Raw genomic sequence first — 17,776 nt, 5'->3', positions numbered from 1 at the left:
CGGTCTTACGGGGTTGGATCATCGGTAGGGACCTCAGGGAAAAAAATTACGGTCCCTATTATCCTAATTATGAAGGAAAGTAAAACCTTTCAACTCTTTTTACGAAACATAGAATTTTTCTTAAGCAGAGATACCTATTTCAAGCAGAAATATATATTTTAAGCAGAGATATCTATTTCAAGCAGAAATATATATTTTAAGTAGAAATATTTATTTTAAGCAGAGATATATTCCTTAAGTCGGATTGTTTTTTATAAAAATAGACTTGTTTTTATATTTCCAAATATAAATCATATAGTGGAAGAGTAGAGGAACTCAATGAACGTACGCAACTCACCTTTGAAACTGTGAAAAAACAATAGCAACGGCCCTCGTCAGTTAATACTTCATACTTTTTTTGTAGCATCAAAGAAATACAGAATTTATAAATAATAGTCAGGGAATATGAAACAGGTCAATTTAATTAATCAGAGATACCAGAAAAAGAAATTAAAGTAGGAGTTGGAAACCTGGAATTCAATAACGCTGATTTTGATACTGCTGTAAAGTTCCACGGACATGTCTGTCCGGGCATTTCCATAGGGTACAGAGTAGCTGCTCTGGCTGCCGACCGTTTCAAGGACAGGAGTGAAGACGAAGAGCTCGTTGCAGTCGTGGAAAACAGGTCGTGCGCGGTGGATGCGATTCAGGCGATCAATGGCTGCACCTGCGGGAAAGGAAATCTCATCTTTAAAGAACACGGAAAGCATGTATATACGTTTTTCAAGAGAGGAGACAAAAAAGCCCTCCGAATTTCCATGACCTCGGATGCCTTCCCCCGGGACGACAGACACACGGCACTCTTCGCAAAACTGAGAGCAGGAACTGCGAGCCCTGAAGAAGCAGAGGAATTCAGGGTTTCCCACGCAGCAAAAAGCCAGAGAATTCTGGAAATGCCTGAAGAGGAACTTTTCTTCGTGAGTGAAGTGGAAATCGAGCCCCCGGAAAAGGCCATAATCTACCCTACCCTTATATGCAGTAAATGCGGAGAAGGCTTTATGGAGCCCCTTGGAAGGGTGAAAAACGGAGAAATAGTCTGTATTCCCTGCTTTGAGGCAAAAGATGAATGAAAATACAGAACCAATCCCCGAAAAAGTCGAATTTACCCCCATAGGCTATGTTGAGAATGACTACCTCAAGCCCGGCCATAACGAAGAGATCTACGGAAAGGTCTCAAAAATTATCCTCAGAAAAGACCTGATAGACGGGCTTTACAGGGTAGACGAACTTGAAAAACTGTATATTCTCTTTTATTTCAGCAAATCAAAAGGGTATAAACTGATCCACCGCCGCCATTATGACGGGGAGATGTCCGGGGTTTTTGCGAGCAGAAGCCCGTTCCGTCCGAACGGGATAGGGCTGACCATCGTAGAGTTCTTAAAAGTGGAAGGAAACGTGCTCTACGTAAAGGGCCTAGATGCCATCAACGGGACCCCTGTACTGGATATAAAACCCTATATAAAAGATCTTGAAGAAAAAACAGAAGAAAGTAAAGCCTGAAAAAGGTATTAAAAGGTAGAAAAAGAGGTATTCGGGGACAAAAACCGGACACTCGAAAATAAAAATCAGACATTAAGAGATAAAACCAGGCATACAGGAATAAATAGAGAAATAAATAGAGAAATAAATAGAGAAATAAAATAAAGAACTGGAAAAGGCCTTTCCCACATAAAAAGAAAGGAAAAAAGGGTTTCCCCTTTTCCAGACACCTTAGCTGTTTTTAACATTCGGTTTATTTGTACCTTAAAACTTTTTCTTCCGTATGCCCAGGTAAATTCCTCCGGCTGCAACCAGTACGAAAAGAGTTCCTAAAATATCCGCACCCGAGAAGGACATCCCTCCCCCATCCTCATTTTCAACAGTCTCCTGCGTCATTTCATAGCCTTCGACATAATCCGGATCTGCAGAAGACCCTGAGACTTCAGGTGCAGGTTCGGGAGAATCAACCCCGTATCCGGTATCTTCCTCCATAACAGTCTGATTGCTGCTCTCAGAACTCCGAATCACAGGAGTCGAACTCCCCTTGTTCCCACTGCTGCTGTGCTTTTCAGATACCTCCTGCTCAAGGGATTCCTGCGTAGCCTCTTCGATTGCTTCGGTGAAACCGGGGACTGAGACCAGGCCTGCTACATAGCTGTTTAAGGTCGGGTTTCCGCAGGTGTGGTGGCAGCAGGTGACCCCGTCTTCTACCACGGATTCCGCATACTCCCTGGCAAGCTCTTCCAGGACTTCATCGGGAGGATTCCAGTCTCCCCTCCTTACGGATTCGAGGAGGTTCAGGGCAATTGACTGATAGGCATAAGGGTTCGTATTTTTCAGGTGCTCGGTAACTCCCAGGTCATACTGGTCCCGGAAATAAGTTTTGTATACCTCATTCCACATGTCCTCCGTAACCAGATCGGGGGTCGCAACTTCCCAGACCCGCATATTCTCTACAAAGGCATTCATATAACGTGTCCCGTCGTACCCGTCCTGCATCATGCCTTCGATCCATGTGGGGTTCATATAGCGAGAACGGAGATCCCGGCTCAGGAAGTGCTGCAGGGTTTCCACGCCTTCCTCTCCTGAGCTACGCAGGTTATTGATGTACATGTCGGGACTGCTGCCTCGAACACTTTCCACTGCCATGGAAAGCCCTCCGAAATAGGCTGCAACCATCGGGTGCTCAAGCACTCCGTAAACATTGGACGTCCGGCTAAAGACCCCGACTTCCACATCAGCAAGATTTTCCCGGAAGACATCCGTGTACTGTTCTCCCCAGATGTTTTCCCCGTAAACGTATCCCATACGGTCGATATAGAGATCTGCGATATCTTCCCTGTCTTCCCAGTCTGCTCCAGAAATGGCATTTTCGATTCCCGGAGTATACGAACCGGGTGACGGGCAGAAAATACGAGATGTGGAAAGGTTCTCCGCGGTTTCCTGATCATACCCGGCAACCAGCAAAGCTTCCTCAATCTTCTCGGAGTTTTGTTTTACATAGTTAAGATAGGTTTCATTATCAGAAGCATTTGCCGCAAGTTTTACCGCCCTGTCAATTAACTGGAGCCGGCTTGCATACATGTCGCGGTAGGACCCCGAAGTTGTGACCAGAACATCTATTCTGGGCCTTCCGAGTTCATCCGAATCGATAAGTTCCACGTCCTTTACCCTTCCTTTGCTGTCCCGTACAGGTTTCACACCAAGGAGGTAGAAGATCTCGGACTCCATGGTCCCCTGGTTCCTTGATGTCTCAATAGACCAGAGCAGGAAAGAGACTTTTTCAGGATAGGCCCCGTTTTCAGCAAGGAGCTCTTCGAGAAGTTCGTCTCCGAGTTTGACTCCCACATTCCAGGCAGCCTTAGTGGGCACCAAACGGTCATCAAAGGTACAGAGGTTTCTCCCTGTCGGAAGAGCATCCGGGTTCCTGATAGGGTCCCCTGCAGGCCCCGGTGGGATATATTTACCTTCCAGAGCATCGAGAACACGCGGGATCTCAATGGTACAGGCATTTATTCTCTCCGTATACTCAAGGGCAAGTTCGAGATCGGAGCTTACATTCTCCGAAGTCGTACCCAGCACCAGGTTCTGGGCTTCTTCGGCTGTCTTTCCGGAAAGTACGGTCTCATTGAGAAGAGCCGTCGTCAACCCTTCCGTAGAGTTTACTTCCTCTACACGGGCTTTGAAATCATCCCCTAGCATTGCCTCGACCATTGCAACCAGACTTTCCCCCGTAGGGGGTTCACTCAGGGTATGCGAACCGTAAGGCATGTAGATAGTCTTCAGTTCTCCGAGATAGGCGTCCAGGTCCTCGATGAAAGCATCGGTTTTTGTTTCGTTTCCGGCAATGCTTTCAAGGTCCACTCCCAGGTCCGTGTCAAGGTCAAGCTCCCGGGTACTATTAAGGATGAGCTCTCTGTACTCGGCCTTAACTGCCGGGTCAGCTGCCTGTTCGAACAGGCTTATGTCCTGCTGGAGCAGCGTCAGGTTCCCGTAAAGCCCGGAAGGTACAATGGTCGGGGTCAGAAAGTCCACAACCAGCATGTTTGCCCTGCGCCTGTCAAAAATCCCCTCGGCATCCATAGGAAGCACATGAACCATAGGCATGTCCTGGAGGAGAATCGCACCCCAGTCCTTTGCGGAAAGTCCGGATTCCTTTCCGGGCATCATCTCAACACTCGAGAAAATCGTGAAAAGAGCATCTGCCCCGTACTCCTCTCCCATATACTTGTAGAAAGCCAGACACTGGTGAGTCGGCGGGATCGAACCGTCATAGTAGGTCACGGACTCGTCCTGGTCCCAGCCCCACATTGGATCGGGAGCAAGCAGCACATTTCCGTATTCGAGCTTCGGAATTACGAGATACTTTCCGGTCTCGTTTTCCCAGACCATGATCTCCCCGGGAGCAGGCCCCCAGATGTCTTCCATTTCAGCCTGCTTCTCTTCAGGGAGAGCATCAAACCATTCAAGGTACCTGGCTTCAGGAATGAGGATAACATCCCCGTTTTCAACAAGGGAATCAAGAACTCCCGGGGCCCAGACCCCTACATTGTGTCCTCTTTCCGTCATGATTTCGGCAAGTTCGTCCCTGTCCGGAAGGCTGTCATTTCCGAGGTTGTAGCCCCTTTCCTTCATTGCTACAAGGATGTTTGCAAGGCTTGCCTGGGCGTCCAGGTAGTAGTCAATGTCAGCCCCGATTTCAGCTTTCCCGGCTTCTGCAGCATAATAGGGGATTACGATCTTCTTTTCGGAGTTTGTTTTGCGGTGGAGCTCGGTCCAGGAAATTGTCCTGTTTACCAGCCATTCCACCTGGTAGTCAATCGGATAGTAAACCGAATCCCCGATCGACGGGTCCTTGCAACCGATTACTATGGGCTCTATGATCCCGTCCATCTCCGCAGCCGAAAGCTGGTAAGTTTGCTCGGGCCCGACCCCGTGAGAGGAGTTTTCCCATTCCTCCGCACTCACATCGTAGAAAAGGCGGATTCCATTCAGGGGGATCACATTCCAGGTCTTAAGGTCCTCGATTCCCTGTTCGGAGTCGGCATAGTTGAAGCGAGAACCCCGGGAAATTATGACCACACTGTCTGCGATACAGCTCCCGTTCAACATTAAATAGTCCCTGGAACCTTCGTCTTTATATGAATAAGTAGCAACAACCACATTGCAGCCACTGGATTCGAAGGAATCAACAAGAGCCTCCACAAGCGGTGCATCCCTGGTGTCAATGTACGTGAAACTATCCGAGATAATCCCCACAGTTGGCATTGCAGGGTCATAAACATGCCCATCATCTCCTCTGTTAATGTACCAATCAAGATAATCACCGGCAGAGGAATAGACTTCCGGGGCATCGGGGTGGTAAAGCCCGTATAAAGGACGCGAAACGGGCTCTTCGATCACGTCATACCTGTCTGCGAACTTAACCCCCACAAAAGTAGCAAGCCTCTTGAAGTTTTCTTCCGAATCGTATGTGAAATATTCAGTAATATCAGCATAATTCGGGTCCGAGAGGTTGACATTGTGCAGGTTGTAAGACTGAATCAGGTCTCCCAAACTGATAATATAAGCCCCGTTGGCTTTTGCCTGATTGACGGTAGGAGAGATAGCTTCGATTACCTGGGCATCAAGGTTTCTCATTATTATAATATCCTTGTCGCTCAGATCGAAGCTCAGGTCTTCATTGGAACGCCCGAAATACGTACTGATATTAATGACCCCGGAGAGCTCAGGGTCAAGAGCCACTTTATCCATCGTCAGTACGGCACTTTCCCTGGAAAAGACAAAAGCAACTTCAAGCTTTTCCGGGGCCTGAACGCCACCTCCGTAAAACGTGTCGTTCATGTATCGTATGAGCGTTTTTATGTTATGGTACCCTCCGGCTTCCCAGAGCTCCGTCATATTCGGATCGTTTGAGTTCCCCAGGTCAAACCCTTCGGGAAGGTCATAAGAAACGATGTGTGCACTCTGGTTTAGCGTACTGTTGATGTTTGCGAGGGCCTCCTCATCAAGGGAAGCAAGAAAGAGCACCTTTTCCGAACTGAAGTCCGTGGAATTTGCTTCGGTCGCATTATAGAGATTTATAGTTACTCCCGGATCACCTTCAGCAAGCACGGCTTCAAATGCCTCCGTATTGTTCTCCGCTCCCAGCACGAAACTGAATGTATTTTCCGCTGCCGAGGCTGTCGATATCAGCGAGCTTAAGAGCATTAACAGCAATACCGAAGTTAAGAATTTTATACAAAAGTTTTTTTGAATAGAGATATATCTAGTTCCAAGCATATCGAAACACCTGTAGTATACAGCCCGTGCCTGTTTATGGAAAACGTAGGCACGGACTGATCTTCAATTATTTTCTAAATTTGGGATTTTTTTAAGGAAAAAAACATAAATTGGGTAATATATTTTTAAAAGTGTATTACGCTCTGACCTTTAAAAAGGACAGAAAGTGGAGAATAAGGCATGCTAAAACCCCACTTTCCTGAAATTCACCGGCTCATACATACCGGAATTTACATTTTCTTCTTCCGCATGCCCAGGTAAATACCTCCGGCAGCTGCAACCACAAAAAGGGTCCCGAAAATATCCGCACCCGAGAAGGACATCCCTCCCCCGTCCTCATTTTCAACAGCCTCTTTCTGCATCTCGTAGCCCTCCACATAATCGGGATTATCTGCCATTTGGACCTCAGGAGCAGGCTCGGGAGAATCAACGCCATACCCGGAATCGGAATTCTGGACAGTCTGGTTGCTGGCAGATTCCTCGGGGCTTGACTTGGCAGTCTGGTTGAGTTTTTCGGCAACACTCGTCTGGTGACCTTTGCTGCTGTGCTTTTCAGGTTCTTCCTGCTCAAGGGATTCCTGCGTAGCCTCTTCGATTGCTTCGGTAAAACCGGGAACAGAGACCAGACCCGACACGTATCTGTTGAGGAGGGAGTTCCCACAGGTGTGATGGCAGCAGGTGACCCCGTCTTCGACAACGGACCCTGCGTAATCCGCAGCCAGGCTTGCGAGGACCTCGTCCGAAGCCTCCCAGTTGCCCTTACGGGCCGTCTCAAGCATCCTTGCAGTCATGGACTGATAAGCATAGGGGTTGTTCTGCTTGATCCATTCGCTGAGTTCCGGGTCTGCCATGTAAGTCCGATACACCTGGTTCCACATATCATCACTGATCAGGTCAGGGTTTGTGGCTTCCCAACCCCAGAGGTTTTCAATGAAATCCGCCATTTCCCCGGCTCCTGCATAGCCGTTCCTCTGCATGCCTTCGATCCATTTCGGGTTGAAATAGCGGGAATAAGTTTCCCTTGTGAGGAACTCTTCCAGAGTTTCAACCTTCTCGTCCCCCCCGGTAAGCATGTTCGTGATAAAGGAATCCGGGTACTTCCCTCCAGAAACGGAGCTGATTGCGAGATTCAGTCCTCCCAGGTACTGGAAGAAATCGTCATTGTCCAGAGTCCCGTAAAGGTTTGTGCTCCGGCTGTGCACCGTGGCTTCGACGCCCTCAAGGTTATTTTCGAAAAGCTCCCTCAGGTTTTCCCCCCAGACGTCTTCTCCGTAGGCGTTGCACATCTTGCTGAGATAAAGTTCTGCAAGCGCATCATTACTCTCCCAGGTATCACTTGCAGCGATCGCATTGGGGAGCCCTGTGCCGTAGTCCCCGTCCGCAGCCCCGAAAATCCTTAGCAGGGCCAGGCCCAGAGCCTCAGTTTCATTAAGGGAACCCTCACTCATCAGCGAAGCTTTAAGAGCTTCGGCATTTTCCCGGACATAGTTGGGAGAGTCCTCCTGGGCATAAGCCAGTTTTACGGCTTTGTCCAGCAGGAGCACCTTGCCAGGGTACATGTCCCTGTAAAGCCCCGATATCTGGATCACGACGTCAATTCTGGGCCTGCCCAGGGTCTCCATGGGAATCTCTTCCACATCAACTACCCTGCCGCTTTTCCACACAGGTTTGACCCCGAGCAGGTAGAGGATCTCTGCCTCCATGACCCCTTCATGCCTTGTGGTCTCCCCGGCCCAGAGAATGTAAGCCACCTTTTTCGGGTAGGTCCCGTGTTCGGCAACATAGGCTTCAAGCACCTGGTCAGCCATCTCCTGCCCGAGCGTCCAGGCAGCTGCTGTTGGCACTATCCGCTGGTCAAAAGCATAGAAGTTTCTTCCGGAAGGCAGAGCCTCCGGGTTCCTGACAGGGTCACCCCCCTGATTTCCGGGGATGAACCTGCCATCCAGTGCGTATAAAACCTGCTGAATTTCCTCTTCTCCGAGAGCCAGGTTTGCAGCATATTCTTCCGCACTGGAAAGGAAGGTCCCAACTGTTTCATTCTCTGTCCCGAGGACCTCTATCTGCGCCTCGGAAGAATTGGCTCCCCGGTTCAGGACCAGGTCCAGCAGATAGAGCTGGGCCCCTTCGGTCTCGTTGAATTCATTTACCGAATCGGCGAAGTCAGTTCCGAGCATCGAATTTACCATACCCGTAAGCTGTTCCCCTTTCGGGCTTGTGCCCAGGATGTGCAGCCCGTAAGGCATTGACTGGCTCTTGTACTCATCCAGCAGTTCCTTAAGCCCTTCCAGGAAAACGTTCTCAAAGTAAGTCTCGTTGTTTTCCGCTTCGGTCATGTTGAACTCATCGTCCAGGGAAAGGGACAGGGTCAGGTTTAAGACCTCAGACCTGTGAGCCGCTTTAAGGGTGGCATCTGCTTCTGCCTGTTCATAGTTAAGGATCGCTTCGCTCAGGTTTGCATAGTCCCCATAGCTTCCGGCAGAAACAATCGGAGGGACAAGGTGGTCGACTATAACCGCTCCACCTCTACGTTTTGCCTCATTGCCCTCTCCAAGCCCGTCCATCACATAAGGATAAATCACAGGCAGGTCCCCGAGCATCAGGGAAGGCCAGTCGTAGCGCGTAAGTCCGAACTCTTTTCCGGGAAGCCATTCCTGGGTCCCGTGCCTGCCGAAATGCACAAGGGCATCGCTGCCAAACCCGCCTTCCTCTTCGGAATGCTGGAGCCAGAGGTAGAACGCAATGTACTGGTGGTGAGGAGGCAGTTCCGAATCGTGGTAAAGGGCCTCGTTGTCATCAAGCCAGCCTCTTGAGGGCTGAGGAGCCAGAAGCACGTTTTCCCCAACCTCGATTCTGGGGATTACAAGGTATTTTCCACTCTCGTTTTCCCAGACCATGATCTCCCCCGGAGCCGGCCCCCACTGGTCAATGACTTCCTGCTTCCTCTCTTCGGGAAGCTCCGAAAACCATTCCTCATATGTGCTTTCGGGGAGAAGAACAACTTTGCCCGTATCAACCATCTTCTCGAGTTCTCCCGGAGCCCAGGTCCCTATGTTTATGCCCTGGGTCAGCATCAGGTTAAGGAGTTCGGTCTCGTTCGGGGCCTGGCTTTCGTTCAGGGCATATCCTTCGGAAGCCATAGCATCAAGCAGGCCGGAGAGACTGGGGACGACATCAAGATAGGAAGCCCCTATGTTGTCCTTCCCCCCTCCATGGTTATAATAAATGATAGCAACTTTTTTTTCGGATTCGGGAATTTCCCCGAGCTCCACCCAGCTTTCGACGCGGTCAATGAGCCAGTCCACCTGATAGTCTATGGAAACTGATATCTCAGTCTCGGTCTCAGGGTCTACTTCCGTTGCAGCCATTATTACCGGGTCGATAGCTCCCCAAAGTTCCTGCAAATCTATCTTCATCATCTTATCCGCAGGAAGCGGCCTACTGCTGGCTTCGTATTCGGTCCTGTTCATGTAATTGTTAACGATGCCGTTGATTACGGGCACATCAAGTTCCTCGGCATCAAACTTGTTGCCAAAGTACGTAAACGAGATGATGGCGTCTACAAGGACTTCGTCCCCCTGCTTGAAAAAGTCCCCGGAAGGAAGGGAATCCGCCCCGTAAGTGGCAATGACATTATAGTCCCTGGCTTCCAGTTCCGAAATCAAGGCATCAATGGGCTCAATCTGGAAGGGGAAATAACTCTGGTACATGGTAATCGCAACTGTGGGCTTTGCCGGGTCGTAGACATGCCCTCCGTCACTTCTGTTTGAGTACCAGGCAAGATAGTCATCCAGGGAATCGGTGAAATACCCTGTCATGTCCGTATGATAGATCGCCCTTTCGGGAAGCGTGTGCGGGTCCTCATAAGGGAGGTCGGTCCTCCCGCAGCAGTCGCTGGCGATGCAGAATACAAGGTTTTTCAGGTTGCTCTGGTCGTAAGCCCCGTTAAGCCAGTAATTGTTCAGTTTTTCCCTGAAGCTTTCTATCTGGTCTTCAGGAAGAGGAATACTCTCGTTTAACAGGGTGTCGTCATCAATAACCACACATCCGTTAGTAATAGCACTGTCCACCATGGGTGTGAGCTTCAGGGCGGTTGAGGCGCTTAACATGTTGATATAGATAACATCCATCCCGCTCAGGTCGACGTCATTTCCCGTCACATAATCCGCCATAAAATAACTGAAAGTGAGGTTCAGGCTGCTGTTATTGTTGATCTCTTCCATAAGGTTCTTGAGGGGAAGTTCATGGCTTCGGTACCCGGTAACAACGGCAATGTCCAGGTGCTGGCCGGAACCGGAGGCAACCAGAGTGTCTTTTGCTTCTTTTACCACTTCCCTCAACAAAAGAACGTCTGTAAAGCCCAGAGGCACAGGGTCGGCATTCATCTGTTTCTGGCGGGTGAGCCCGCTTATCACAGCACTGCCTGTAAGGTCACCCCCGCTGCCCTCAAGGTCAAGAAGCGCCTGGGATCCGTTCGCATCGATATCCATGCTTGAGGTATCAAGGTTCACCGAAAGATCCGCCCCCAGGACCCGGACCTGCTCGTCGGCACGACGCCATTTGTCCTCATTGTAGAGAGCAACAAGCGTATAGTTTCCGTCCGGAATCCCGGAAAACACGTAATAGCCTTCAGCATCACTGGTAGTGTTGGCAACAAGTTCGTACTGAATGTCCGTACTGCAAGCCGCAGGGGTTGCAGAAAACAGCATTAGAAGGATTAAAATTGCTAATCCGAAAGCTTTTATTTTGTTCAAAGGGTCTATTTCGTTATTTACCCATTCTTTCATGATCCCTAACTCCAGAAGATAATTAATTTTAGAGCTATGAAAACCTCGTACTGAAATCCTGCTTCTGTTCGCCGTTTGAAGTAAACCCTATTTTCAGCTTTAAATTCCTATTAGCAGACATGGCAAATCAGACTAACAGAAAAAACGAAGCACATAGTAAATTAATAACTAAAGTAAACTTTACTTAATTAAAGAATATAAATATCATCCATATGTGAAGAATTTGTAAATGTTTTGGTTACCCATCGCCGCAATAAACCATTGACTGTTTACCTCAAAAAACATACAATGCCAGAACATTTTAACGCAATTTTACTTTATTTACATAAAAAACTGAGATTTTAGGTAATAGTTATTAGCTGAGAAGATAACAAAAAAATATAAATAAGTAAAAGGAAAAAAGGCAAAAAAGTAGAGGGAAAAAGGACAAAAGAAAAAAGTACAGAAAGGAGGCAAAGAACAGGAAATGCTACTTATTCAAACAGGAACAGGATTAGCAGACCGGGGGACACACCGGGTCCGAATTTTCTTCTAAAAAAACGGAAACTAGAAGAGCACGGAATGAAAAGTGCTCTCCTTCAATACAAATTCTACATTTTCTTTTACATCTTCTTTTTCCGCATCCCCAGGTAGATTCCACCCATTGCTACTACTACAAAGAGAATTCCGACAATATCGGCCCCTGAAAAAGAAAAATCTCCGTTTTCCGCATTTTCTACGGATTCTTTCTGCATCTCATAACCCTCGACGTAATTTGAATCTGCGGCCTGTCGGATATCCGGAGCGATCTCCGGAGAATCAACACCGTACCCTGCATCCGAAGTCTGTGAGGTCTGGTTGCTGGCCGATTCCCCGGAGTTTGTTTCGGTCTGGTTGCTGGACATACTTTCTTTTGAAACTACGGTAGCTTCCCCTGTACCAGAACCGCCACTGCTGCTACTGCTGCTTTCACTTGGCTCCTGAGAAGTCTCGCTTGATGTTGCCTGTTCAATAGCCTCGGTGAAACCGGGGACTGAGACCAGACCTGCAACATAGCTGTTTAAGGTCGGGTTTCCGCATGTATGGTGACAGCAGGCAACTCCGTTTTCTACAACGGATTCTGCGTACTCCGTAGCAAGGTTCCTGAGGACCTCATCCGAAGCGTCCCAGTTGCCTTCCAGGGCAGTTTCCAGCATCCTGGCCGTGATGGACTGGTATGCATAGGCATTGGTCGCTTTGAGCTCGGCATTCAGTTCGGAATCGGCAACATAGGTTTCATACACCTTGTTCCAGATATCGTCACTTACCAGGTCAGGGTTTGTCTTTTCCCAACCCCAGAGGTTTTCAACATAGTCCGCTAACTGGCTCACCCCTTCAAAACCACTCCCCAGCATTCCTTCAATGGATTTGGGGTTCAGGACACGGGTGATAATTTCCCTTGTAAGATACTCACTCAGGGTTTCTATCTCTTCATCCCCCGAATTTTGCAGGTTCATTATGTACGAATCGGGATACTCGCCTGAAACAGAGGAAACTGCAAGGTTAAGGCCGCCAAGATACTCGAAGGCATCACTATTATCCAGGATTCCGTAGGTATTTGAACTGCGGCTGAAAACCGTAACCTCGACATCTCCAAGATTATCCTTAAAAATGTCCGTATTCTCAAGGGAACTGCCGTCTACCCGGAACTGCGAGACAATATCGGCTATACTCTCTCCCCATACATTTTCTCCATAAACATAGCTCATCCTGTCTATGTAAAGTTCGGCAATTTCACTGGTGCTGGAATTGCTCGCAGAAACAACATTTGACAATCCGGTCCCGTAAGTGCCATCCTCAGGCCCGAAAACCCTCAGAAGAGCCACGGTCATTGAAGCGGTCTCGTTTTGGAGAGACTCGTTAAGGACAAGGAAAAGGTCATTGGTATTCTCCCGGACATAATTCGTATTATCTTCAGGGTCATAGGAGATATACTCCGGGGTCGGTCTTTCCTCATCTTTTCCGTACTGGTTGTCAGGGTCGTTGTAAGCCAGGTAGACTGCTTTATCGATCAGCTCTACCTTATGGGGGAAGGTGTCCCTGTAGAGCCCCGAAATCTGTACAAGCACGTCAATGCGCGGCCTGCCCAGTTCCGAAGAATTAATGAGTTCAACATCTATGACCTCATCTCCGTCATCGTCCCAGACCGGCTTTACTCCCAGGAGATAGAAGATTTCAGCCTCGGTTACTCCCTCGTTCCGGGTAGATTCCCCGGCCCAGATGATCAGGCCTATTTTCTTCGGATACTGCCCTTCGTGATTAGCCTGGTAGGTTTCGATTGTCTGGTTAGCCATTTCCTTACCAAGTTCCCAGGCCTGCTTCGTGGGGGACAGTTGTTCGTCAAAGGCGTAGAAGTTCCTCCCCGAGGGAAGCGCGTCAGGTCGGAGGATGGGGTCTCCACCAATATTCGGTTCGATGTATTCACCGTCCAGAGCCTTAAGGATCTGCTGGATTTCATTTTTACTTTCTCCGAGCTTTTCTGCGTATTCCTGAGCCGTGGTCAGGTAACCGGTCACGTCTTCGGAACTGCTCCCGAGAACCTGTATCTGGGCGTCTTCAATACTCACGTTCTGCAGGAGGACAAGGTCCAGAAGGTCAAGAGAAGCGTTTTCAGAACTGTTGTATTCGGCCACCTCTTCGGAAAAATCATCTCCCAGCATCGAGTAGACCATCTGTGTAAGGTTTTCTCCCTCAGGGGAGGTCCCGAGTATGTGAAGCCCGTAGGGCATGGAAGTAGTCTTAAGTTCCTCCAGAATATCATCAAGCTCGTCAAGGAACTCTTCTTCCGTATCCTCACTCTCGGACAGGCTTACGTTCACAAACTCGTCAAGGCTAAGTTCCTGGGTGAGGTTAACGATTTCCTGCATACGAAGTTCTTTCAATTCGGACTCACTGGGAAGGGTCTGGTACTGGGAAATCTTGCTGCTCAACTCGGTGTAATTCCCATAACTTTCGGAAAGCACAACCGGAGGGACCAGATGGTCTATAATCACCGCATTGCCCCTGCGCTTTGCCTGCATTCCTTCTCCCATCCCGTCCATTATGTAGGGATAGATTACAGGGATGTCCCCGCTAATAATTGCAGGCCACTCATCACTGAAGAGGCAAAATTCTTTTCCGGGAAGCCATTCCACAGTCCCGTGGCGGCCCATATTCACAATCGCATCGGCTCCGTATTCATTCTGGAGCCAGAGGTAGAATGCGAGGTACTGGTGGTGAGGAGGAAGGTCCCCGTCATGGTAGAGAAGTTCGTTATCCGATAGCCACCCTCTTGTTGGCTGGGGGGCAAGGATTACATTATCACTGACTTCAACCTTCGGAATTACCAGGAATTTGTCCCCGGAATCATCTTCATAGACCATTATTTCTCCGGGTGCTGGTCCCCACTGGCCAATTACTTCCTGCTGCCTCTCTTCAGGGAGCGCCGAAAACCATTCAAGGTATGTTGATTCTGGAATAAGCCCGACTTCCCCTGAATCGACAAGCCTTTCAAGCTCTCCCGGAGCCCAGGTCCCTATATTCGTACCCTGTTTTAACATCAAACTTGTTAATTCACTCTCATTCGGAATGGATTCCTTATCAATATCATATCCCGCATCGGCCATCCCTTCAAGGAGATTGTTAATACTCGGGATAACCTCAAGATAAGAAGCTCCTATGCTGTCATTTCCGCATCCGTGGCTGTAATAGAGGACTGCAACTTTTTTCTCGGATTCACCCTTGCCGGAAAGGTCAGTCTGGGCAACTGCCCTGTCAACAAGCCATTCCACCTGAGCCTCAACAGGGACATACACCTCGGTATTTGTTTCGTTATCCAGCTCATTGGAAGCGATCATTATCGGGTCGATCCAGCCCCAGGTCTCGGGCCTGTACAGCCTGATCATATAGGTATTTGTCAGGGGGTCGCTGACATTCTGCCATTCGCTGAGGTTCATGTAACCGTTGAGGACGCAGTTGATAACCGGAACTCCCAGGGCTTCAATATCAAAATACTGGCTGCGATAGGTGGTCGAGACTATCAGGTCGGCTTTCGTAGAGCTGTTATGATTGAGGAATTTGTCAACAGATTCCTTGCTGGACCCGTAGCATGCTATGACATTCACACCCCGGGACTCAAACTCCTCTATGAGAGCATCGATAGGCTGCATGTCCGCAGGATAATAGGAGAGGTAGAACAGTATCCCTACCGTGGGAGCGTTTTTGTCGAAAGAATGTTCGCTTTCATTCCTGCTGCCATACCATTCGAAGTATTCACTCGCATTGGCAGTAAAATAAGAACTGTTAACCATACCCGGATGATAAATGGAGCTGGCAGCTCCTTCAGGAGCTGAGACCTGAAGGTCATCCCGGCCATAGAAAGTCTGTGCCAGATAGAAAATCAGGTTATCAAAGTTTGCGTCATTCGTAGCCCCGTACACCCAGTAATCCTGAAGATAGGTTTTGAGCTCTCCTACATCAGAAAACGAAGAAGGAAGGGACGAGTTGTCTATGTTATCAGGCAGATAAGTGTTATAGCCTATGACAACCGCTCCGTTTGCGATCGCTTCATTGACAGTATTTTCAAGTTTACTGGCGCTGTCGGTAAACATATTGATATAAATTATATCCATATCACTGAGATCAACATCCCCTCCACTTGTGGCAGGCAGGTAATAGGAAACACTCAGATTAAGAGAAGAGTTGCCGTTGATCCTCTCCGCAAGAGCATTTAATTTAAGGTCATAATTTGAGTATCCCGTGATTATAGCTACATTTAAGTGGGAAGTGCTACCCGAATTTGAAGAATCCGAATCCTGAGCCGAAGAGCCGGATGTCTTTTTCAGGAGTACCAGGTCGGTCCCGGCCTTAATAGCCCCGGACTTGCTGAGAGTCAGGCCGGAAACGGTAGTTCTGTCAAGATATCCGAGGATCTCTTCATGGTCAATGCTCTCATTACTTCTCATGGCAAAAGTGAGATTTACAGGCTGACCATCTTCAATGCTGAATTCGCTTTCATTGGTAAGCCACATTCCTCCCATGGAAGAACTGTAGATTACGGCAGAAAGCCGGTAGTCTCCATTCGGTACATCTGAGAAAAGGTATTCCCCATTGTCATCACTGGTGGTGTTGGCAACGAATTCTTCATCCTGAGTGGTAAGGACAAGATCGGTCCCGGCCTTGATATCCCCTGATTTGCTAAGAGTCAGGCCGGAAATGGTAGTTCTGTCAAGGTAACCGAGGATCTCTTCATCGTCGATGCTCTCATTACTTCTCATGGCAAAAGTGAGATTTACAGGCTGACCATCTTCAATGCTGAATTCGCTTTCATTGGTAAGCCACATTCCTCCCATGGAAGAACTGTAGATTACAGCAGAAAGCCGGTAGTCTCCATTCGGAACATCTGAGAAAAGGTATTCCCCATTTGCATCGCTTGTAGTGTTGGCAACGAACTCTTCATCCTGAGTGGTAAGGACAAGGTCCGTTCCAGCCTTGATATCCCCGGACTTGCTGAGAGTCAGGCCGGAAATGGTAGTTCTGTCAAGGTAACCGAGGATCTCTTCATCGTCGATGCTCTCATTACTTCTCATGGTAAAGGTGAGATTTACAGGCTGACCATCTTCAATACTGAACTCGCTTTCATTGGTAAGCCACATTCCTCCCATGGAAGAACTGTAGATTACAGCAGAAAGCCGGTAGTCCCCATCCGGAATATCTGAGAAAAGGAATTCTCCGTTCTCATCACTTGTAGTGTTGCCAAAGAACTTGAAAAAAGATCCGGATGTAGAGTCCTGATTTTCTTCTGAGTCCTGGGATTCCGTCTCATTTTGATCAGAAGAATCAGAGTCGGAAGAATCAGAGATGTACGTAAGATTTACAAATCCATCATCGGAAGTACTTTTTAGCAAAATAACAGTACTCATTCTCGGATAATCAAGACTCCTAACATAAGAAATTCCGGAGACAGAGAACCCCGCAACAGAATCAACCGTAGCAGAAGAATTATTCAGTAAATCCTGCACCCAATAAGGGTCAATATTATTGCTACTGTTTATCCGAAGATTCCGGTCAACCAGATCAGTATCTTGCACCGTAATATTCAATGAAGCTGTATACCATATATTTCTATCATCAGAGTAATTCGTTGCAACGAGAGTATAGTTGCCATCAGGGATATTATTAAAAACATAATATCCATTTTCATCACAGATCGTATTTGCAACCAGTTCATACTGCACACCATCACTTTCAGATGCCTGAGCAGTTGAAACCAGTAAAAAAAGCATCAATAGAACTAAACCGTAAATTTTAATTTTTTTATTCAAAGGGGTTGTTCCTTCTTTCAAATATTTTATCATAACCTTTTCTCCAAATAATTGTTCGGTTCTGCCAGGATACCGGAGTACAATCTCGAAACTGCATGCTGCTTGGGGAGTACTCTTAAAATTTCAGTTTAACTCATTTTAACTCATTTCACCAGCAAACCTGATGGATCAGATTTGAAGGAAAAAAAATCTCATATTATACAAATAAATAAAGTAAACTTTACTTATTAATACAGCAAGAAAACATCATCCAGATGAAAAAATTGGAAGACATTTTAAAGAACTGTAGCCTCGAAACGCATCAACTTTTATCCTTAAATAAGGATGTATATTTGGCAATTTTAACTCAGGTTTACTTTACCTGCATAAAAA

General features: G+C 47.8%; 5 protein-coding genes. 2 read left to right on the top strand and 3 right to left on the bottom strand.

Going from position 1 to position 17,776, the window contains the following annotated elements; translation table 11 throughout:
- Positions 1 to 473 precede the first annotated feature (473 nt).
- Positions 474 to 1,109 (top strand): FmdE family protein, encoded by a 636-nt coding sequence (locus MSSIT_RS01690; protein WP_082088841.1) that lies wholly within the window; start codon positions 474 to 476, stop codon positions 1,107 to 1,109.
- A complete protein-coding gene (gene tsaA / locus MSSIT_RS01685; RefSeq protein ID WP_048169472.1) occupies positions 1,102 to 1,539 on the top strand; it encodes a tRNA (N6-threonylcarbamoyladenosine(37)-N6)-methyltransferase TrmO in 438 nt (145 codons plus the stop codon). Before MSSIT_RS01690 ends, tsaA begins: the two co-directional genes overlap by 8 nt.
- Before the next feature lie 243 nt (positions 1,540 to 1,782).
- Here tsaA and MSSIT_RS01680 read toward each other — a convergent pair whose 3' ends face one another.
- The 3 genes from MSSIT_RS01680 to cobN (MSSIT_RS01670) form a co-directional block, all read right to left on the bottom strand.
- Complete coding sequence (locus tag MSSIT_RS01680; RefSeq protein ID WP_231590334.1) at positions 1,783 to 6,228, bottom strand: cobaltochelatase subunit CobN; 4,446 nt, start codon at positions 6,226 to 6,228, stop codon at positions 1,783 to 1,785.
- Positions 6,229 to 6,530: 302 nt separating this feature from the next.
- On the bottom strand, positions 6,531 to 11,084 hold the full coding sequence (cobN, locus tag MSSIT_RS01675; RefSeq protein ID WP_048169468.1) for a cobaltochelatase subunit CobN: 4,554 nt from the start codon (positions 11,082 to 11,084) through the stop codon (positions 6,531 to 6,533).
- 602 nt (positions 11,085 to 11,686) lie between these two features.
- Positions 11,687 to 17,365: a cobaltochelatase subunit CobN gene (gene cobN, locus MSSIT_RS01670; protein ID WP_231590332.1), complete on the bottom strand. Its 5,679-nt coding sequence runs from the start codon at positions 17,363 to 17,365 to the stop codon at positions 11,687 to 11,689.
- Positions 17,366 to 17,776: the final 411 nt, after the last annotated feature.

Source organism: Methanosarcina siciliae T4/M (genome assembly GCF_000970085.1).
Taxonomy (GTDB): domain Archaea; phylum Halobacteriota; class Methanosarcinia; order Methanosarcinales; family Methanosarcinaceae; genus Methanosarcina; species Methanosarcina siciliae.
This window is presented reverse-complemented; position numbering and strand designations above follow the sequence as displayed.